Source organism: Enterovibrio nigricans DSM 22720 (assembly GCF_900167155.1).
Classification (GTDB): domain Bacteria; phylum Pseudomonadota; class Gammaproteobacteria; order Enterobacterales; family Vibrionaceae; genus Enterovibrio; species Enterovibrio nigricans.
Genome location: NZ_FUXU01000018.1, coordinates 1 through 20,234, shown reverse-complemented (window position 1 = coordinate 20,234; position 20,234 = coordinate 1). Strand labels below are relative to the sequence as shown.

Below are 20,234 nucleotides of genomic sequence, written 5' to 3'. Positions count from 1 at the left end.
CGGTTATTCCAATGTTGCTGCGACTTCGTCAGAGATATCACCATTGTGGTAAACCTCTTGTACGTCATCCAAATCTTCCAATGCATCGATAAGGCGAAGCAATTTAGGTGCTGACGTTTCATCAAGGTCAGCCTTCGTCGATGGTACCAACGTCACTTCTGCGTTTTGTGCTTCAAACCCTGCGGCATCCAACGCATCTTTCACTGAACCAAAATCTGCTGGCGTCGTGTACACGTCGATAGAACCGTCATCATTGGTTTCAACGTCATCCGCGCCACCTTCCAGCGCCGCTTCCATAACAGCGTCTTCGTCCAGTCCTGGCGCGTAAGAAATTACCCCTTTCTTATCGAACAGGTAGTTCACGCTACCGTCAGTACCCAAGTTACCGCCTGCTTTTGAAAATGCATGGCGAACACCAGACACGGTACGATTACGGTTATCGGTCATACATTCCACCATGACCGCAGTTCCTGCTGGCCCGTAACCTTCATAGATCACGGTTTCCATGTTCTCATCGCCCTCGCCACCAGCACCACGTGTCACTGCACGGTTTACGGTGTCACGCGTCATGTTGTTCGACAATGCTTTGTCGATAGCTGCGCGCAGACGTGGATTGTTTTCTGGCTCTGCGCCGCCTTCCTTCGCCGCAACGGTGATTTCACGAATGAGTTTGGTAAAGATTTTTCCACGCTTGGCATCTTGCGCCGCTTTACGGTGTTTGATGTTGGCGAATTTACTGTGACCTGCCATTCCTGTCTCCTTTATCAGCGGCCGACACACCGCTGGTGTCATTACTTTAATCTTGGATTTATAGCAAAACATTGCGTGGTTGTTTGAGACCACACCCATATCTGATTGAATACATCCAAATTATTTCGAGGTTTTAGAAACAAATAAGGCCAGATAATCTGGCCTTATTTATTAAGGTCTGTTGACCCTAGAAGAAATCAGCGCGACTTACGCGTCGTTTTCTTCGTTTTTCTTCGCGGCTGCAGTGACAGCAATCGCGAGTTCTTCAAGCGACGCTGGGTTTGCAAGGCTTGGAGCATCTGTCAGCAAACATGCTGCTGCAGTGGTTTTCGGGAACGCGATAACATCACGGATGTTTTCAGTACCACAAAGCAGCATCACCAAACGGTCAAGACCGAATGCCAAACCTGCATGTGGTGGCGTACCGTACTTCAGTGCTTCAAGTAAGAAGCCAAACTTCTCTTTCTGCTCGCCTGACTCAATACCCAGAATGTCAAACACGACAGTCTGCATATCAGAGTTGTGAATACGTACAGAACCACCGCCAACTTCGTAACCGTTAAGTACCATGTCGTACGCGTTAGAAATCGCTGATGCAGGGTTTGCCTTCAACTCTTCTGCCGTCATGCCCAGCGGAGAAGTGAACGGGTGGTGCATCGCGTGCAGATTACCTTCGTCATCTTCTTCAAACATTGGGAAATCAACAACCCACAGTGGCGCCCACTTACTGGTGTCAGTCAGACCTAAGTCAGTACCCAGTTTCAGACGCAATGCGCCCATCGCTTCGGTAACCACTTTCTTGCTGTCAGCACCGAACAGGATAATGTCGCCCGTTTCTGCACCTGTACGCTCTAGAAGACCGTTAACGATTTCCTCGTTTAGGAACTTAGCCACTGGAGACTGAACGCCTTCAATGCCCGCAGCACGATCATTCACTTTCATCCATGCCAGACCTTTCGCGCCGTAGATGCCAACGAACTTGGTGTACTCGTCAATTTGCTTACGAGAAAGCTCAGCACCACCTGGCACACGAATCACAGCAACGCGACCTTTCGGGTCGTTCGCAGGACCTGAGAACACGTTAAACTCAACGTCTTTCAGCAGATCAGCGACGTCTACCAATTCCAATGGGTTACGCAGATCTGGTTTATCAGAACCGAAACGGCGCATTGCTTCTGCAAACGTCATGATTGGGAATTGACCCAGATCCACGTTCAGCAGTTCTTGCCACATGTCGTGAACCATATTTTCAGTCATCGCGCGAACTTGCTCAGCGCTCATGAAAGAGGTTTCGATATCGATTTGGGTAAATTCTGGCTGACGGTCAGCACGCAGGTCTTCGTCACGGAAACATTTAACGATTTGGTAGTAACGGTCAAAACCAGACATCATCAGCAATTGCTTGAACAACTGAGGCGACTGAGGCAGCGCGTAGAAGCTACCTTTGTGAACACGGCTTGGTACCAAGTAGTCACGTGCACCTTCTGGTGTCGCTTTAGTCAGTACAGGTGTTTCGATATCCAGGAAGCCATTTTCATCCAAGAAACGACGAACGAAGCTAGATGCTTTCGCACGCAGCTTGATGCGATCGCTCATTTCTGGACGACGCAGATCAAGATAACGGTGCTTCAGGCGCTGTTCTTCAGAGTTGTTTTGATTGAAGTCCAGTGGAAGTGGCGCTGCACGGTTGATGATCTCAACGCCGCTCGCCAATACTTCTACTTCACCCGTCGCCATACCTTTATTGATTTGGCTTTCAGGACGCAGACGAACTTCACCCGTAATCTTGATACAGAATTCGTTACGCAGTTGGTTAGCAACCTCGAAGATATCTTTCATATCTGGGTCTACAACTACCTGAACGATGCCTTCACGGTCACGCATATCGATAAAGATAAGACCGCCTAAATCGCGACGACGGTTAACCCAGCCGCATAGTTCTACAGTTTGCCCTGCTAGGGCTTTGTTCAGGTGACCACAATATTGGGTGCGCATATGAATTTCCCGATCTGTTACTAACTGTCCTTTCACGTCCGTAAACGCAAAATATCGAATAAAGAGGTTTGCAGAAAGCTCTGCTGACTTCCGCTGAGAGCTATCAAACAGCCAAAGTCTGAATATTTCAAAAAAGCGGGGTATTATAAAGGAAAATTTGAGCCTGCGGGAAATCAGTGCCAACTGAATCGACGAAAACCGCCCAATTGCGCAAAAAATCAACACGGATTGACCTCACCACTCCATCGAATTAACAATAGTGGCTCACAAACACGAAAGGATTCTGTCTTGCAAACGCCGCTTTCCCAGCTAACTACCCCCCCACTTCGTCTCGGCATGACCCAATGGTCGCACAATGCGTGGCAGCGTGAATTCTACCCCGCTGGCACCAAATCTGGTGAGCGTCTTGCGCGTTATGCAGAAGTATTTAACACCGTCGAAGGCAATACAACGTTTTACGCCAGCCCTTCTCATGCCACGGTCGCGAATTGGAAAGCCGCCACCAGCGACGCATTCAGCTTTACGTTTAAATTCCCTCAGCCCATTACGCACCAGATGATGTTGCGCCACTCTGATGCCATGGTGTCTGAATTCATCACTTTGATGCAGCCATTACACGAAAGAATCGGGCTTTGGAAAATTCAACTTCCTGCTGCTTTTGGCCCAGAGAACCTCGTTGATTTACAACGTTTCCTGTCGGCAATGCCAGCCGCATTCAAAGTCGGTGTGGAGGTTCGCCATCCGGCGTTTTTCGCAAAGGGTGATGAAGAGAAAGCGTTGAATGCCATGCTGATCGAAGCTGGCGCGAACCGCATTATCATGGACAGCCGTCCTGTGTTTTCCGTACCACCTGAGACCGATGCCTTGCTTGATGCACAACAGAAAAAACCGCGGGTTCCTGTGCATGCCATCGCGACAGCCGAAACACCAATGGTTCGCTTTATTGGGGATCCCACTCTGAATCGAAATGATCATTTCTTTGCAAATTGGCTAGCGAAGATCCCAGTGTGGATCCGTGAAGGGAAAACGCCGTATTTGATGATCCATACTGCGGACAATGACCAAGCTCCGCAGTTGGCTGAGCATTTTTATCAGCTGCTAGAAAAACAAATCAATCTGCCACCCCTTGTCCCCGTTAGACCCGAGCATCCAAGCGATGGGCAGATTGCACTCTTATAGCCAAATAGTGATAACCAAATAGCGTGAGTCAGTGTTAAAAATACCAGCTGACTTCTGCTTCCAGAAAGTCATCCTTTCTCAACGCGTAAATCGGGTCTGACGTATCGTTGGAATCAAATATCCAACCTGTTACCGTCCAGCTCCAATCATTGGAGAAGCGACCGCTCGATTCGAATCTCACCGTCATAGAATCGGTATCGTCCAAATCGACGGTACCGCCAATCAAAAACTCCGTGCCGTCCAAGTCATTCAATACCCAGCGCAAACCAGCAAACACATCATTTTGCCCAGCGACGGGGGCGTCTTCACCACGGCTGTCATACAGGTATTCAACCAGAAAGCCTACATCTGTGATGCCATCATTCACACCAACGTAGGTGTATTCAAACCCACCCGTAAACGCCGTGTTTGAATCCAAGCTGAATCGACGAATCGCTTCCGCTTTCCACAGCCAATCACCATAGATAGCTTGAACATCCAAGCCGATTTGCGTCATCAATGCATAATATGGCGCGATATTGTTCGACAAGTTGTTCACGAAATACGGGTCACGGTTGGTACCATGAAAACCGCTCAGTCCCACATCCCATTCGTTATACGTCACCGCGTAACGTGCAGCAATATCGGGATAAAACTCTTCGTGGCTTGACTCGTAGTGCGCGTCCACGTCACCCATTCCCGGAATGGCTAATCGGCCGTCAGACGCTGAAAAAGTGCGCTCCCTAAAATACGGCAGCAGATACACATCCAGCAGACTGTCATCAAACTCCCACCCAATACTTATCATTGGTTGGCCCAGTTTTACCTCGCCATCTATCGCTTCGACGGCATCGGTTTGGTTTACCACATCAACAAGATGCTGTGATTCCGTCACGCCCCAAAAAACAATCCCGACACCAAACCGGACCTCGTAGTTATCTTGATAGTGCAGGAGCAAGGCTTCACGCACGTCTCCATGCGTCCTGTCATCATCGAGCGAATCCCAGCGGAAGAATGGGGAAAACACAAAGCTTGTGTTTCCCTCTTCTGATTCCCAATAAATCTCAGGCTCAATCGCGATAGAGGTTTGGCTTTTGTCCTGCCCCTGCGTACCCGTATCTGCAAACAGACGTTGCTGGAAAGACAACTCGCCTTCAATATCGACGTATTCGAAGGCGGTTAAAGGCAGCGCAGTAAACGCCATCGCTGCCCCAATTACTGCTGATTTCATTCAGCCCCTCCTAGCGCGCACGTTTAAGGCTGGATTTCGAGAAATCTTTCTCTTTCAGGCCAGTATTAAACGCCAATTTGCTTGTGGTAAGCGTTGTCATTTTGCCCGTCTGGTGGTTTTGCATCACCATCTCGTGCGCGCGCCAGTACTGATTGAGATACTGCTGATAATCTTCGAAGGTCAGCGTTTTTAGTAAGGTATCGCGTCGGTCGTAAAACTCGACTTTCAGTGGACGGTAATGCTCTTTGTCCAACCACACTTTCTGGCGTGTATACCCTGAATATTTGTCCGTTGGAATTTGCTCAAGAATGTAACTATCCAATCCCTCTACCTGTGCATCACCCAAATAGTTGAAGGTATATTTCTCCAACTCAAAGGAGCTCAAGTCTTCATAAGCAAACTCACTGCCCATGAACGGACCAGACTTATTGCGTGACGCGATACGCTTCACCCGTTTCAGTGCTGGCAGGTAAAGCCACTGATCGTCTGGCCCTTCAATATGTGAATAATTGAGGAAGACGGTGCCGCGAACGTCACGCGGCTCGTCAAAGATAGTGAGCCCTTTGTCACCATCATCTGCAATTTCCAGAGTGTTGATACGAAGTTTGCGCTCGCTGGTATCCCCTGCGGCATTTTGTAGCAACATCGTCAGTTCTGACACATTGTCACCCCAACCTTCATCACGCTGTTTACGCTCTTTCGCTATTTCCAGCCCACGCGCTTCGTCCGCGGCGAGAGGAAGAGACACACTGGTTAGGCTCAGGGCCACGACCACCGCTTTCGATATTTTTTTAATCACGCTCATTGTTCACTCCTTGAAAGTTATTGCGCTGTTTGTGTCGCCAGTTCTTCTGATTCGCGAGCATAAGGTTTGCGATCTGCCACAAGCAGAACGGCAGGAAGCAAGATGAAGTCAACGACAAGGGCGATGAAAATCACCATGGCACTCAGCATGCCCATATCTGCATTCAGGCGGAATTCCGAGGTCGCCAGCACACTAAAGTCTGCCACTAGCACCATCGTGGTGATCCAAAGTGCTCGACCGACAGTGCTGAACGCATAGCGGATGCCGTCTTCCACATTACGTCCCTGCAAACGGGCATAACGGTATTTCGACAGGAAATGTACGGTGTCATCGACCACGATGCCCAGCGTCAGGGTGATAACAATAGAAAGGCCTAAGTTAATTTCACCTGAAATTACCGCCCACACCCCAAAACCGATGACGGCAGGCACCAAGTTAGGAACCAGGCTGATGGCACCGAGTCGCCATGAACGAAGTGCAAATACCAACAGACCTGAAATGAGCACCAGTGCGATAGGCAGAGTTTTTAGCATGCTCGCCATGTTGGTCTCACCAATGTGCGCGAACATAAGATTAGGACCCGAAGAGCTCATCTCGTACATCGGCGCATTCACTGCAAACCAATTGTCCATCCGCGCTTCGAGATCAATCAATTCCACGCTACCGAGGTTGTCGATGGTAAGAAGTAACTTCACCGCTGACTTATCAATATTGATTTCATTGTTGAGGTCGAGACCATACGGCAGAGACATCTCATACAGCAGCAGATATTGCGCTGCGAGTTCAGGGTCAGCCGGAAGGCGATAGTAAGCGTTATCATCACCGTGCATGTTCTTGTTCAGTCGCTTGAACGTATCGGTGATAGAAGCAACATGGTCAACCTCTGGCTGAGCACGTAGCCAGTTGGTGAAACCATCCACGCTTTTCAAAAAGTCTGGCTGCGTTATCCCTTGTGGGGCGCCAGATTTAATGGAGATGCTGATAGCGGTTGTCCCACTGATATTTTCTTCCATAAAGTCAGCCGCCTGACGGAAGGTATTTTCAGGGCCAAAGTACTCAACTGAGTTGTCGTTGACTTGGTTTTGCACCATCAAGGTAGCCGTGATCGCGACCAACACCACGCTGACTGGGAGCACCAACTTGTGTTGCTTAATGACGGTGTCAGCAATCCACGTCATGACTTTACTGCCGCTTTCTTTGGCAGGCTTCACTTTCATCGGCATCAATTTGAGCATCGCCGGAAGCAAAGTGACAGACAAGAAGAAGGCGATCATCACACCGACGGCTGCCAGATTCCCCATATCACGCAAAACAGGTGAATCAGAGGCGTTCATCATCAAGAAACCAATCGATGTCGTCACCGACGTAATAAGCAATGCAAGGAAGTTGACGCGCAATGCATAGCTAATCGCAGCGGATTTGTCTTTGCCTTCGCGAAGACCATGCACATAGGAAGTAATCAGGTGTACACAGTCCGCCACTGCAAGCGTCATGATGAGCGTCGGCACATTCACGGTACCGTTATTGAGATAATGGCCCACCCAACCAAGCAATCCCATCGTGCTGACGATAGTGAGTACTATCACCACTAACGTCGCTGCAACAAACTTCCAAGAGCGCAACATAAGGCCGAGAAACACCAAAATGACGAGGAACATCATAGGAACAAGGGTGTTACCGTCTTCCATTGCCGCAGACGCAAACGCCGTGTTCATAGCGATGATACCGCCCAGATGGAACTCAACGTTAGGGTACGACTCACTGGCGGTTGCTAATACGTTTTTGGTGAACGACGCAATTTCATTGACCTGAACGGTTTGATCACCTTCCGGTAATTGAAAGGTCACCGTGACAACAGACACACTACCGTCTTGAGAGATTGCCGAATTCACCAGACGAGGTTCATTCAGCGCAATATCACGGATGTACGCCCGCCTAGCAGCATCTAGCTCAATGTAATCAGCAGCAAGATCTTCCACGAGCAGATCGTCCAATTCCGCAGAGGTATGCTGATAATTCGTGATTGAATCAACGCGGCTTGCGAAGGGAGTTTGCCACGCTTCTTCAGTGAGGTATTGGATCAGAGAAAGGTTTTCTTGCGTAAAGACATCACCGTTTTTGGGCGCCACAACTATCGCAAGTGTATCGGTTTTGTTGAAGGTCGCTTCAAGCTCTTTAAACGCTTGGAGTTGCGGGTTACCTTCATCGAAAAAGATTTGGTAGTCTCCGCGGAAATAAAGCTTAGAGGCCCCAAATGCTGCCAATAGCGAAATAAACACACTAAGGAACAAGAACAGCCAAGGCCTTGCTGTCGGCCATTGGGTTAAATCACGTTTCATCACATTCTCCATTTGTGACGATCCGTCATATACTCTGATAAAAAAAACCAGCTTGGCTGGTCTACTACTTCCCTGACAGATTCTGTGAAATTGACGTTTCGTCAACACATGTTTTTTAAAAAGCACTCGGTGCTTTAACAATGGGTATTCACAGTAAATATGACGATTCGTCATTACTGACGTTTTGTCAATATAGGGCAACATTTAGCCAATGTGAAGGTGTTTTTGACGAATCGTCACAATTCAGAAGATTGAGTTAGTAAAGCTAGCTCTTCAGAGAATAATTCTCTTTGAGCACGGTTCCACGTGTCTTGATAATCGAATTCTGAAGAAAGTGGCTTCCAACCAAGACCATCAAGTAAAAAGTTGATGTTTTGAAGGACGATATTGGTACCTAGCTGCCTTGCCACACAACTGCTATGTTTCGCGTTATTCACCAGTGCGTTGGTGCCGAAACCCATTGCCCAGTTGGCAAACACGAGGTTGTCTTTCGTTACACCTTCACGAACCACAAGATCCCCTGCATCAATTCCAGATTGCACAAATGCATCACCAATGGCGACAGCAATTTCTTCTAAAGAATCGAGCTTTTTCAAACGACAAGGTGCACTTTTCTCAGTCACCGCAGGTGTACGGCTCACCAATGCACACATTGAAAGAATGGGATCCAATTGTGAAAACACAAAATAGCCAGCATGCATCGCAATACACTTTTCACGACTGCTGCCATCAAAGTCTAAGGCACGCTTGAACATGGGCAACTCTCTGCTGAGCGCTTCAATGGCCAAAGCAGCAATCAAATCTTCTTTGCTGTTGAAGTGGTTATAGACAGTCCCTTTGGAGTAGGTGCTCGCAGCGGCTACTTTATCCATCGTCAGTTGAGCGAAGCCCTCCCGAGCGACCACCGCTTTCGCAATCTCAAGCAGTTCTTTCTCTCGCTCAAGAATAGCGCGCTGCTTTCGACTCAAGGTGGCATCTTCATTAGGATCTTGCGTGGTTAACGCTGCTAAATTGATTTCTTGCATCAACGACTCCATTGGATTGTTCCACTTGTTTTATAGCATGGATTACGTTTGACCTGCGACTGCTCTCCTATTCAGTACACTTGAAAAATGTGACTCAACGCGAAAAACGTCCGAGAAAACATTGTTTCAATCTCCTTTTTAATAGCATTCAACGACATGACCTCAGAGCAATACCAAAACGGGTTAAAGACTAAGGCTCTCGTCATTTTGGCGTAGAGACTACGTGCTTGTCATCGAGAACATAAACTATCGTTGGCCGTCTATTGAAATGAATGGGGTGGAAAAACGCGAAACTTTAGAAGAAATGATATCCCCGCTCGCCACGTTTCGTTGTAGATCATGTTTCTTTGTGGATAATATTTTTGACACATCCAAAGAAAGGCATCCAGATTTTCACCCCTTTACACTATTAATATTTAAATCATGCCAAACCATCCAATAATAAAAATTAATGCTTTCGTATTATTTAAGTATACAAACAAAAAATAAATACATAAATTGTAACTATTGAGAAAAACATCAACTCATCTTCTCTTTATTCTATTAATCACACCTGGCGGTAGTTTTCGGCGTTAGCGTGAGCTTTAAATTCAGGAAAATGAAAACATTTCGTGCTTTCTCTTTCTGATTAATCGTAATGAGCATCAATGCTCTCATTGAAGAGAAAGCATAATTATGCATGAAAAATCAAGTGAAGGGACAAATGATGTTAAAAAAAATATTTCTATTTTCAGTAATGATTGGAGCGCTTTCTGGAACCACGTATGCTGGTGATGTCAACAACCTCCAAACTTGCGAGAAACACGGAAAAAAATCAAAGACAATGAGTAAAGATGAAGCCATGTTGGTTAAAAACTTCATTAATGACTTTGAAGACAAAGTTGATGAGAATGGCTATTACAACTTTGATTACTCAAATAACCATTTCCAAAAGGTCTGTGAAGGCGCACCTGGCTTTGAAATGTTTGGGTCTTGTGTGAAGCAGCAAAAAGAAAAGCCTAATAAAAAGGTTCTTTTTATCTATAAGAAAAAACCAGATCTTTACGTCGCTATTCATATCCCTTATAGCTATAAACAATTACGCTCAGAAGGCATAGTGGGAAATAAGGCCGTTTGTAGAGAACCAGAAAAACGCAGACTGGACTTTGTGAAATGCGTACAAACTTTCATAAAGGAAAACCCTGCGATGATCACTTATAAGAAAAGAAAAATTGAGCGTGCTGAGTATCCTTACGCTCAATAACGATACGATATAAAATTTCGGTAACATCAGAATAAATGGTGTTACCGAGTATCACTTTGTTCTCAGTGCAAGATTGCGGTTTTTTTGAGCAAAACAGATCGAGCACGCCTAAATTAACCTACACATCAAACGGCTAGGTTTGAGCCTAACTCAACCCAAGGAGAGGAAGACACGATGAAAGTTGTAAAGTCGATAATATTGTTATTAACATTAGGATTTGGTATGGCTAGTAATGCATTCTCACACGATAAAAGCATCACTATTCATTCTAAAATAGCCGAACAAGTAGATCTTTACGTAGAAGGCTGGGAAATGCAAAATGGCGAAATGTTTGCACGACCTTTCAGCAAAAACTCTGTATTTATTAATATTTTCTCAACAAGATTTGATGGTAAAGAAGCCATTGCAGAAAGACATCAGCAAATATTTGACACATTTCTCAATGGAACATTGTTTAAAGTAATTAATTTAGACATAAAGCGAATTGATAAAAACACAGCGATAGCTTATGTCAACTGGGAGTTGCAAAATTTAAACTGCGTTGAAGGCAGACCTTGCCCAAGGAACGGAATTTTCACCCATATTTTCAAGAGAAACAAAAAGGGAAAGTGGCGAATCATCAGCACCCAAAACACTTATAAAAGTCAATAATAGTTAAACGTAGCTGACGTGATTTTGACTTTGAGCTTTCACTCTCACAAACATTGAAACTATCGTTGAAATTCACGGGCGTATGGTTTGGCTTGAAATTGGTGTCATATCTAAAGTCAAGCCAAACAACGACTCAAGGAAAGAGTATATATCTATCACATTTTTGTTTTAGTTCAGGCAGAAAAAACGTGGGAAACTGAATTGTTTTTCCTCAATTGAATTGAAAAGTGTGACCCGAATTACTTCGTGATCTTGCCCTGACGCTGTTCTCTTAACCATAAATATTCGTCAAATACTTATCGTACGCCTCTGTATACACGAGTCTCTCTACTTAACAGTCGTTGTAGTAGGCTTTTTAGAGTCCAGTGCACGCTGACAGCCCTTATACGGTTTTCGCTTTCATCGCGAGTCCTTTCGAAAAATCATTGCACTAGAAACAAATGTGAAGACGAGAAACCAATTCCCTCCATAAACAACATGCTCTAATTCATTTCGATTCTACAGCGGACATAGAGACAAGGACGGCAAAATTCTCTACAATACGCGCCTTTTTGGTGTTGGACGGACCCCAACGCCACAGCATTAACAGAGCACGGTACGTTAGGATGTTGAAACGGACTCATGTGCGCAAATTAAGGCAGGTTCAGATGGCCAATCGCGATAACATTTTTGCTGCGCCGATTGAAAAACTGGGTGACTTTACATTCGATGCAAATGTTGCCGAAGTTTTTCCGGACATGATTCAACGCTCGGTACCGGGCTACAGCAATATTATCTCGGCGATAGGTATGCTGGCAGAGCGCTACGCAACGGACGGTTCGAACATCTACGATTTAGGTTGTTCTCTGGGCGCTGCCACGTTGTCTATGCGTCGCCATATCAAAGCAGCAAACTGCACCATTATTGGCGTTGATAATTCTCCTGCCATGGTTGAACGTTGCAACCTGCACGTGAACGCATACCGGTCTGAGACGGATGTACACATCATTGAAGACGATATCCGTCACGTTGACATCCAAAACGCGTCAGTTGTGGTACTGAACTTCACGCTACAATTTTTAGTCCCGGACGATCGCCAAGCCCTGCTAGAAAAAATTTACGCGGGCCTAAAACCGGGCGGCATTTTGATCCTGTCAGAGAAATACAGCTTTGCAGATGAAACCGCGAATGAGTTGTTGATCGACCTACACCACGATTTTAAGCGTGCTAACGGTTACAGCGAGCTGGAAATCAGCCAAAAACGCAGCGCGTTAGAAAATGTCATGAAGCCCGATACCATCGATTGCCACAAACAGCGACTGAGCAATATTGGCTTCAGCAGCACCGCAGTTTGGTTCCAGTGCTTTAACTTCGGTTCCATGTTCGCCATTAAATAATGAAAACGTTGGTGTTTGAGAGAAACACTTGAACGCCAACCTAAACAGAAAGAATACCCATGTTCAATTTTTCAGATTTTTACCAACTGATCGCCAAGAACCGCCTCCAGAACTGGTTAAACGTTTTGCCAGCACAACTGTCAGAATGGCAAAACCAGCCGCACGGTGATTTACCGAAGTGGATGCGTGTATTGAAGAAGATCCCTATAGATGCGCCTTCGCATGTCGACATCAAAGACAGCGTCACCATAGGCTCGGACAGCGAATTATCAGAAGGTCTGCGTGCTAAATATGAGAACCTGCTGCGTTCTTTCCACCCTTGGCGCAAAGGCCCATACCATGTTCATGGTATTCACATTGATACGGAATGGCGCTCTGACTGGAAATGGGACCGCGTTCTGCCTCATATCTCTCCCCTAAAAGGCCGCTACGTACTAGACGTGGGTTGTGGTAATGGTTATCACATGTGGCGCATGCTGGGTGAAGGCGCAGAATTGACAGTAGGTATCGACCCGTCAGAGCTCTTCCTTGTGCAGTTTGAAGCCATTCGCCGCTTAATGGGCAACGACCAACGGGCTCACTTGCTTCCTCTGGGTATAGAGAAACTGCCAGAACTGCGAGCATTTGACACCGTATTCAGTATGGGTGTGTTGTACCATCGTCGATCACCACTTGACCATTTGATCCAATTGAAAAACCAGTTGGTAAAAAACGGTGAACTTGTGTTGGAAACACTGGTCATTGATGGCGATGAAAATGCCGTGCTTGTGCCGTTCAATCGCTACGCGCAAATGCACAATGTCTACTTCTTCCCATCGGCGAAAGCACTCAAGGTATGGTTAGAGAAAGTGGGCTTTGTTGATGTCCGTATCGTGGACGAATGTGTCACCACAGCAGATGAACAACGCACCACAGGTTGGATGACGCATAACTCATTGCCTGACTATCTGGATCCAAACGATCCGTCCAAAACCATTGAAGGTTATCCTGCACCGAAGCGCGCTATTCTGGTCGCACGAAATCCTGACTAATCTATGACATTGGGTGCTTCTCGCACCCTTTTTTTCAAGATAAACTAAACTCCATAAATTCAACTCCTTAATCTCTCAGCTCGGAGCTCCATATGCTAACTCGCAGCGGATTGCTGATTCTTTTTTCTGCCGTTCTTTCTGGCTGCAGCCTGACATCCCAAGAACAACATCAGCAAACATTGGACGCTATCAATAACATAGAGACCAATCTTAAGACCGATTACGTCGCGCTAAACGACAACCTCGACTCTCAACAATCGCGAATAGCAACTCTGGAACAGCAAGTTGCAGATATGTCAGACACACTGAAAGTAGTGAGTAACACGCAAGCGCGACAAGTGGCTAACGAGCCGGAGCCGAAAGTGGTTTACGTGGACAGAGAGATCCCTGTACCACAAGCGCAAAACAAAACCATTCTAGGTGAGACCGAGTGGGTTTGGATTGACGCAGCAAATTCAAATTACCACGCACGCGTCGATACAGGCGCAACCACATCGTCACTGAACGCCACTGACATTCAAGAGTTCGAACGTGATGGAAAGACCTGGGTAAGCTTTAAGCTTGCTCACACTGAACCCAAGAAAGAAAACAAAGAAGAAGCAGCGCTGCCTGTCGCAACCATTGAAGCCCCTGTTAAACGTTGGGTGAAAATTCGTCAGGCATCTGCAGAAGAATTAGAGCGACGCCCAGTTATCGAGCTTCGTGTTCGTCTTGGTGATCTTCATGAGAAAACTCAGTTCACACTGGCTGACCGCTCTCAAATGGAATTTCCTGTGCTGCTGGGACGCGAGTTCTTCAAAGACATCGCCGTGGTTGACGTTAGTCAGTCATACATTCATCCAAAGTTTGCCGCCGAACAGAAATAACGCACGGTTAACTGTGCGAGCAATGAGGAAAAAATGACTTCACGCATCCCCTTTTATCTACTCATCAGTCTGCTGATCATCGTGGGAATGGGCATGAGCATTTACCGTCACGACGTGTACGGTGTGCCATGGACAGCAGGACAGAAACATCAAGTATGGGAAGTGGAAGCCCGTGTTGAATTTGACGCCAAAGGTGAACCGGTAACCGTCTCACTTGCGACACCGGACACCCAAAAAGGCTTTACCCTCATCAATGAAAACACCAGCTCTCCTGGGTACGGTTTTGCATTGGTGAATACCGAAAACGGCCGTCGCGCAGAATGGACAAAACGCGAAGCCTATGGCCAGCAAATCTTGTATTTCAAAAACCAGATGTTGGTTGATGAAAATGCAAAAGTGCCAACGGAACCACCACTGGGTGAGGTGACTCCTATAGCTCTTGATGGCCCGATAAAAACCGCCGCCGAAGCCATGCTGGATCAAGCGAGAGCTCGCTCCGCGGATAATGCCACGCTGACGCGAGAACTGATCAAACAGTTCAATGACAAAGACAGTCAGAACGCTGCGCTCATAACCAAAGAGATGAGTAAAGCAAACGCGATTGTTGCCATTCTCTCGCTGGAAGGTATCCATGGCCGCGTTGTGGGAGCCCTTCAGTTAGAAGATGGTCGCCGCCGCCAAAATATCATTCCAATGGTCGAGATTTGGAACAACACCAATTGGCAGTTGTTTAACATCGAAACGGGCTCAGAAGGCTCACCGGACAATCTGCTGCTTTGGAACGAAAAAGGCATGCCATTGCTGGAAGTGATGGGCGGCACAAACAGCCAAGTCAGCTTCTCGATTATTTCTCAGGACATCAGCCCTCAACAGGCAACCAACGAGAAAATCCAGGCAGAAAGCCTGCTGAACTTCTCGATTCACAGCCTACCAATCGAAGAACAAGCGATGTTTAAAACCATCATGCTTGTGCCTATCGGTGCGCTGATTGTGGTACTTCTGCGTGTGTTGGTCGGCCTGAAAACCTCGGGGACCTTTATGCCCGTACTGATTGCGGTGGCCTTCGTACAAACCCAGTTGGTACCAGGCATCGTCGGCTTCTTGCTGATTGTCGGTACAGGTCTGATTATCCGAAGTTACCTGTCGCGGCTTAACTTGCTCCTTGTGGCGCGAATATCGGCCGTTATCATCACAGTTATCATGATCATCTCGGTATTTACCGTGGTGGCCTTTAAGATTGGCTTGGTAGAAGGCTTATCCATTACCTTCTTCCCGATGATCATTTTGTCTTGGACCATCGAACGTATGTCGATTCTTTGGGAAGAAGAAGGCGCGAAGGAAGTACTCGTGCAAGGTGGTGGCTCACTGCTGACCGCAGTACTGGTTTACCTTGCGATGACCAACGAACTGGTTCGTCACATCACGTTCAACTTCATCGGTATTCAGTTGGTGATTCTCGCTGTGATCCTGATGTTGGGTAACTACACAGGTTACCGCCTGAGCGAGCTTAAGCGCTTTAAACCGCTGGTGAAGGACTAAACCTATGTTTAGTTTTCTAGAAAAGTACACTTCACCCTTTAAGCTCAACCGCGCAGGTATTATGGGCATGAACCGCCGTAATATCAGCTATATCGGCCGCTACAACAGTCGCAAACTGTTCCCGCTGGTCGATAATAAGCTAAAAACAAAACGCCTCGCGCAGCAAGCCGGAGCAACCGTTCCCGAACTGATTGGCGTGATCAGTGAACAGCATAGCGTCCCTTCCATTCATGAGATGGTAAAGGACTGGCCGGGCTTTGTTATAAAGCCCGCTCAGGGTTCGGGCGGTAAAGGTATTCTGGTGGTGACCTCAAACAAAGATGGCGTTTACAAAAAGCCATCGGGTTCAGAGGTCAGCAAACAGGAAGTCGAACGTCACATCACCAACACACTGGCGGGTTTGTTCTCTCTGGGCGGTAAGAACGACGTGGCCGTGGTGGAAAACCTCATTCAATTCGATGATGTGTTTGACGGCTTCAGCTACGAAGGTGTGCCAGATATTCGCGTTATCGTGTTTAAAGGTTACCCTGTCATGGCAATGATGCGACTTTCTACCACCGCCTCAGACGGTAAAGCCAATCTTCACCAAGGCGCTGTTGGTGTCGGCATCGACATCGCGACAGGTAAAGCATTGCGCGCCGTGCAGTTTAATCGCCCCATCGAACATCATCCTGATACAGGTCGATTGCTCAATGAGTTAGTCGTTCCCCATTGGGAGTTACTGCTGACGTTGGCAGCAAGCGCATGGGAAATGACAGGCTTAGGTTATCTAGGCACCGACATGGTGCTCGATAAAGTACAAGGCCCGATGGTGTTGGAACTGAATGCTCGTCCTGGTTTGGCTATTCAAATCGCAAACGGTTGTGGCTTGCTGCCAAGGCTTCGCCATATTGAAGCCTTAGGCGAGACTGCCACACCAACGACACCTGCCGATCGTGTGGCCTATGTGTCGAAACACTTCCACGGCACCCACACGCCGGGACACAAAAATTAGAACATCGGGCTTCGGCCCGATTTTTTGTTTGTGCGTCAGCTAAATTATCACACTCCCCCATTTGTCTGCTTTACGCTCCCCCTTATCTTTCAGTAAGCTTTGATGAAATCAATGTGCAAGGAAAGCAACATGGCAGACTCTTCCCCGTTTGATTTCGATAAAGATGTCGACAGAACACCAAGCTGTAGCGTCAAGTGGGACAAGTGGGACAAGTACAAAGGCACCGACATTCTGCCAATGTGGGTGGCAGACAGTGATTTTCAGTCACCACCAGCCGTTATCGAAGCACTACAAGAACGCGTCGCACATGGCGTGTTTGGATACTCCCACGCATCTGACACCCTGACTGAGATCTTTGTGAAGCGCATGGCCGACCGCTATAACTGGCACATTGAACCTGAATGTGTGGTTTACCTCTCAGGATTGGTTTGTGGACTGAATATCGCGGCGCGCGCCCTGAGTGATGAAGGCCAAACCATCATTAGCCCCAGTCCAATCTATCCGCCGTTTATTTCTTCTGCCAAGTTTGCTGAAAGGCCGCTGGTTAAAGCCCCTGTGGTGCTGAAAAACGGCCGTTGGCTCCCTGACCTTGAACAAGCCGAAAAGCAACTGACAGGCAAAGGCGGATTACTGCAAATGTGTAACCCGCTCAACCCCGGCGGCACCGTTTACCGAAAAGAAGAATTGGAAGAAACGCTCGCCTTTGCGGAGAAGCATGACCTATTGGTATGTTCAGATGAAATCCACTGTGACCTAATTTTAGACGACCACCTGAAACACATTCCGTTTGCCAGTATCAATGAACGCGCAGCACAGCGCAGCGTGACCTTGATGGCCCCCAGCAAGACCTTCAACATTGCTGGCCTTGGCGCATCGATTGCTATTATTCCGAACGCTAAAATTCGCCAGCGTTTTAAGAAGGTGAAGCGCGGCATTGTCCCCGGCGTTAATGTACTTGCATTCACTGCCGCAGAAGCCGCGTACGAACATGGCGAAGCGTGGCTACAAGAACAACTTTGCTACCTCGCGGGACACCGCGATCTGCTGATGCGTGAAATCAACGCACTTCCCTACTTAAAGCTTGAGCACATTGAAGCCACCTATCTTGCGTGGATTGACTGCAGCGAGCTCCCCGTCGACAACCCACACCGCTTATTTGAAGAAGCAGGCGTTGGTCTATCTCCCGGCTTAGATTTCGGTAACCGTAAGTTTGTCAGATTGAACTTCGGCTGTACCCGAAAGACGCTGGATGAGGCGTTAAGAAGGATGAAAGTGACGGTTCAGGGGTTGAGTTGACGCGCTGTGAGGAAGTAAAAATAGCACCTGCCTCGGTGCTATTTTTGTCTGTCAGATTTGAGCGCTGAATCTTAGCGAAAGCTAAGCGATGGGAATGTATATTTCGGTTCTGAGGTTTTCAGGCTTGGTTCTTCGTGGGTCGCGATTGAGATAGATATCAAAGCACGGAACATCCCTGAGTTGATAACCACTGGTTGGCAGCCATTCTTTGAAAATGTGGGTGTAGGTAGCAGCAAAGTTTTCGTGTGCGCCTTTATGGATAAACTTGGCGTATTTACCACCTGAAATGACTTGCTTTCGTACCTCTACATCGCTTGATACATCAGCGTCGATATCCAAACAGGCATCGTAGCGAATGCGCTCAGGGTCTGTCATGTCTGGGTCGTCGTAGGATACACCAAACAGTCTGACCTCTTTATTCATCAGCCTGTTTTTGTAAGCAAATCCCATGAGTTTCCCCCACGCTTCGGAGGCGGCACTCGAATACTCGCCGCTTCCTCGGGCACTGATCACGGGTACATCGTTTAATTCAACAATTTCTGGCGTCATGATTTCTATCCTTTTGGGTAATGGGCAATCCATCGGTCGATTGATTGAAATCATTTGTTTTCGGACGTCGCTCGGACTCATCAAAAACTGTTTACGGAACGCTTTGTTAAACGAGGTTTGGTTTTCGTATCCGCACTTATACGCAATGTCTGAAATACTATCGCGGGTAAACTGAAGGTGCTTCACTGCTCGCTCAAGCAGTAGGCGTTTACGAAATGCGTAAACACTTTCTCCCGCATAAGCCTGAAAAAGTCGATGAAAATGGAACCTCGAATAAAAGGCAATTTCCGCCAACTGATTGCAGTCGATGTCCTCATCCAAGTTACGCTCGATAAAATGCAGCACGTGCTTCATTCTCTCGGCATTCAGATCATTACTCATTGATTGTCCTTCACAAATGATTCAGTAACGATCCTATCGAGGTCGCGTCATCATTACTTTTCCAAAATTGCTGATCATCGCGCGTTCAAAACATTTTGGGGTTAACACGATCAAGGAGTAACACTCTACCCGCATTCTTTGTTAAGAAAAGCGTCAGAAGAAAATCTGGCGGTATTTTGGAACGTGCTGAATAGAAAGGTGTGACGCTTGAATGGGTAGCGCACCACCCTCCTAGCCCGCGTGGGAGGGTGTGTCATTTGAGCAGGGTTGATAAGCTTTGTGCGTTTGCGTGACGCCCTTTTAGGCTTTCACTTGCTTTGAATGCGAAGCGTCTACTTCGGAAGATGGGTTGGATTTATTGTGAAGCCAGAGTCCTGTCGCTTTCATCAAGTATCCAAACACGCCACCCAGAAGCAAAGACGGCACAACAATCTGCCAATCACCACCCGCCGCGAATGTCGCACAGCAACCGATAAAGGTGCCTGGAATGTATCCCAGCCAGGCTTGTTTCGCTTGAATACACAGAAGGAAAGCAACAATAGCCGTGATCACGTAACCTAAAATCTCTAACCCCGCAAAGGTCGAGCTTTCGATTATCACCATCGCCCAGAATACGCCTGTCATGTTAGTCAACAAGCTGCCAGCCAGACCTTTTACGCGGCTTTGTTGCTTAATTCGGTTGGAAGACATGGCAGCCTAAAGTTGTTCGGTTCTTAAGCAATATACTGAGTTTCAGGCATACCCAGTCCTGTAAGCTTGTTCAGCGCTTTGATCATAGCGTAAGTCTCGCCAACCTGAGCATTGTAATTTTTTAGGCTTAATTTCCTACCTAGCAGCTGTTTTACTCGGTACATTGCTGTCTCTGATAGTGAGCGCTTGTGATAGCCATACCGCTTTTTCCACTTCTTGTTGGAGCCGTAGAGCTTTTGACAACCTACTGCTAAATTGCGAGGGTGTCCTTGTTCCCAGAATGCAGCCCCTTCTCGTGGTGGGATAAGCGCAACC

General features: G+C 47.2%; 16 protein-coding genes and 2 pseudogenes. 9 read left to right on the top strand and 9 right to left on the bottom strand.

From position 1 onward, the window contains the following. Nucleotides 1–3 precede the first annotated feature (3 nt). A complete protein-coding gene (locus B5D35_RS08860; RefSeq protein ID WP_078752231.1) occupies nt 4–750 on the bottom strand; it encodes a YebC/PmpR family DNA-binding transcriptional regulator in 747 nt (248 codons plus the stop codon). A 207-nt stretch (nt 751–957) separates the two neighbouring features. After that, a complete protein-coding gene (aspS, locus tag B5D35_RS08855) occupies nt 958–2,745 on the bottom strand; it encodes an aspartate--tRNA ligase (RefSeq protein ID WP_078752230.1) in 1,788 nt (595 codons plus the stop codon). A gap of 336 nt (nt 2,746–3,081) precedes the next feature. On the opposite strand from aspS, the gene B5D35_RS08850 reads away from it, so the two are divergent. Further along, nucleotides 3,082–3,924: a DUF72 domain-containing protein gene (locus B5D35_RS08850; RefSeq protein ID WP_078752270.1), complete on the top strand. Its 843-nt coding sequence runs from the start codon at nt 3,082–3,084 to the stop codon at nt 3,922–3,924. A 34-nt stretch (nt 3,925–3,958) separates the two neighbouring features. On the opposite strand, the gene B5D35_RS08845 is transcribed toward B5D35_RS08850, so the two are convergent. The 4 genes from B5D35_RS08845 to B5D35_RS08830 all read right to left on the bottom strand — a co-directional run bounded on the left by B5D35_RS08845 (nt 3,959) and on the right by B5D35_RS08830 (nt 9,303). Continuing rightward, on the bottom strand, nt 3,959–5,134 hold the full coding sequence (locus B5D35_RS08845) for a hypothetical protein (RefSeq protein ID WP_078752229.1): 1,176 nt from the start codon (nt 5,132–5,134) through the stop codon (nt 3,959–3,961). A gap of 10 nt (nt 5,135–5,144) precedes the next feature. Next, nucleotides 5,145–5,939 carry an outer membrane lipoprotein-sorting protein gene (locus tag B5D35_RS08840; protein WP_078752228.1) on the bottom strand — a complete coding sequence of 265 codons (795 nt, stop codon included), beginning with the start codon at nt 5,937–5,939 and terminating at the stop codon, nt 5,145–5,147. A gap of 17 nt (nt 5,940–5,956) precedes the next feature. Beyond that, nucleotides 5,957–8,290 carry an efflux RND transporter permease subunit gene (locus B5D35_RS08835; protein WP_139367736.1) on the bottom strand — a complete coding sequence of 778 codons (2,334 nt, stop codon included), beginning with the start codon at nt 8,288–8,290 and terminating at the stop codon, nt 5,957–5,959. 224 nt (nt 8,291–8,514) lie between these two features. Then, nucleotides 8,515–9,303 carry a TetR/AcrR family transcriptional regulator gene (locus B5D35_RS08830; protein ID WP_101210085.1) on the bottom strand — a complete coding sequence of 263 codons (789 nt, stop codon included), beginning with the start codon at nt 9,301–9,303 and terminating at the stop codon, nt 8,515–8,517. 679 nt (nt 9,304–9,982) lie between these two features. Here B5D35_RS08830 and B5D35_RS08825 point away from each other — a divergent pair. The 8 genes from B5D35_RS08825 to B5D35_RS08790 all read left to right on the top strand — a co-directional run bounded on the left by B5D35_RS08825 (nt 9,983) and on the right by B5D35_RS08790 (nt 18,299). After that, nucleotides 9,983–10,546 carry a hypothetical protein gene (locus B5D35_RS08825; protein WP_078752225.1) on the top strand — a complete coding sequence of 188 codons (564 nt, stop codon included), beginning with the start codon at nt 9,983–9,985 and terminating at the stop codon, nt 10,544–10,546. Between the two features lie 174 nt (nt 10,547–10,720). Then, nucleotides 10,721–11,197 (top strand): YybH family protein, encoded by a 477-nt coding sequence (locus tag B5D35_RS08820; protein ID WP_078752224.1) that lies wholly within the window; start codon nt 10,721–10,723, stop codon nt 11,195–11,197. Between the two features lie 647 nt (nt 11,198–11,844). Further along, nucleotides 11,845–12,573: a carboxy-S-adenosyl-L-methionine synthase CmoA gene (gene cmoA, locus B5D35_RS08815; RefSeq protein ID WP_078752223.1), complete on the top strand. Its 729-nt coding sequence runs from the start codon at nt 11,845–11,847 to the stop codon at nt 12,571–12,573. Between the two features lie 59 nt (nt 12,574–12,632). Further along, nucleotides 12,633–13,604, top strand: coding sequence for a tRNA 5-methoxyuridine(34)/uridine 5-oxyacetic acid(34) synthase CmoB (gene cmoB / locus B5D35_RS08810; RefSeq protein WP_078752222.1), 972 nt, complete (start codon nt 12,633–12,635; stop codon nt 13,602–13,604). A 92-nt stretch (nt 13,605–13,696) separates the two neighbouring features. Beyond that, nucleotides 13,697–14,470: an ATP-dependent zinc protease family protein gene (locus tag B5D35_RS08805; RefSeq protein ID WP_078752221.1), complete on the top strand. Its 774-nt coding sequence runs from the start codon at nt 13,697–13,699 to the stop codon at nt 14,468–14,470. Nucleotides 14,471–14,503: 33 nt separating this feature from the next. Further along, nucleotides 14,504–16,009 carry an inactive transglutaminase family protein gene (locus B5D35_RS08800; RefSeq protein WP_078752220.1) on the top strand — a complete coding sequence of 502 codons (1,506 nt, stop codon included), beginning with the start codon at nt 14,504–14,506 and terminating at the stop codon, nt 16,007–16,009. 4 nt (nt 16,010–16,013) lie between these two features. Then, nucleotides 16,014–17,003: an alpha-L-glutamate ligase-like protein gene (locus B5D35_RS08795; RefSeq protein WP_078752219.1), complete on the top strand. Its 990-nt coding sequence runs from the start codon at nt 16,014–16,016 to the stop codon at nt 17,001–17,003. Between the two features lie 129 nt (nt 17,004–17,132). Continuing rightward, nucleotides 17,133–18,299, top strand: coding sequence for a MalY/PatB family protein (locus B5D35_RS08790; RefSeq protein WP_078752218.1), 1,167 nt, complete (start codon nt 17,133–17,135; stop codon nt 18,297–18,299). Nucleotides 18,300–18,380: 81 nt separating this feature from the next. Here B5D35_RS08790 and B5D35_RS08785 read toward each other — a convergent pair whose 3' ends face one another. The 3 genes and pseudogenes from B5D35_RS08785 to B5D35_RS08775 all read right to left on the bottom strand — a co-directional run. Then, a complete protein-coding gene (locus tag B5D35_RS08785; protein WP_078752217.1) occupies nt 18,381–19,229 on the bottom strand; it encodes an AraC family transcriptional regulator in 849 nt (282 codons plus the stop codon). Nucleotides 19,230–19,529: 300 nt separating this feature from the next. After that, nucleotides 19,530–19,886 (bottom strand): annotated as a pseudogene (locus B5D35_RS08780) (DUF1097 domain-containing protein); the annotation flags it as partial. A gap of 56 nt (nt 19,887–19,942) precedes the next feature. After that, nucleotides 19,943–20,234 (bottom strand): annotated as a pseudogene (locus B5D35_RS08775) (IS5/IS1182 family transposase); the annotation flags it as partial.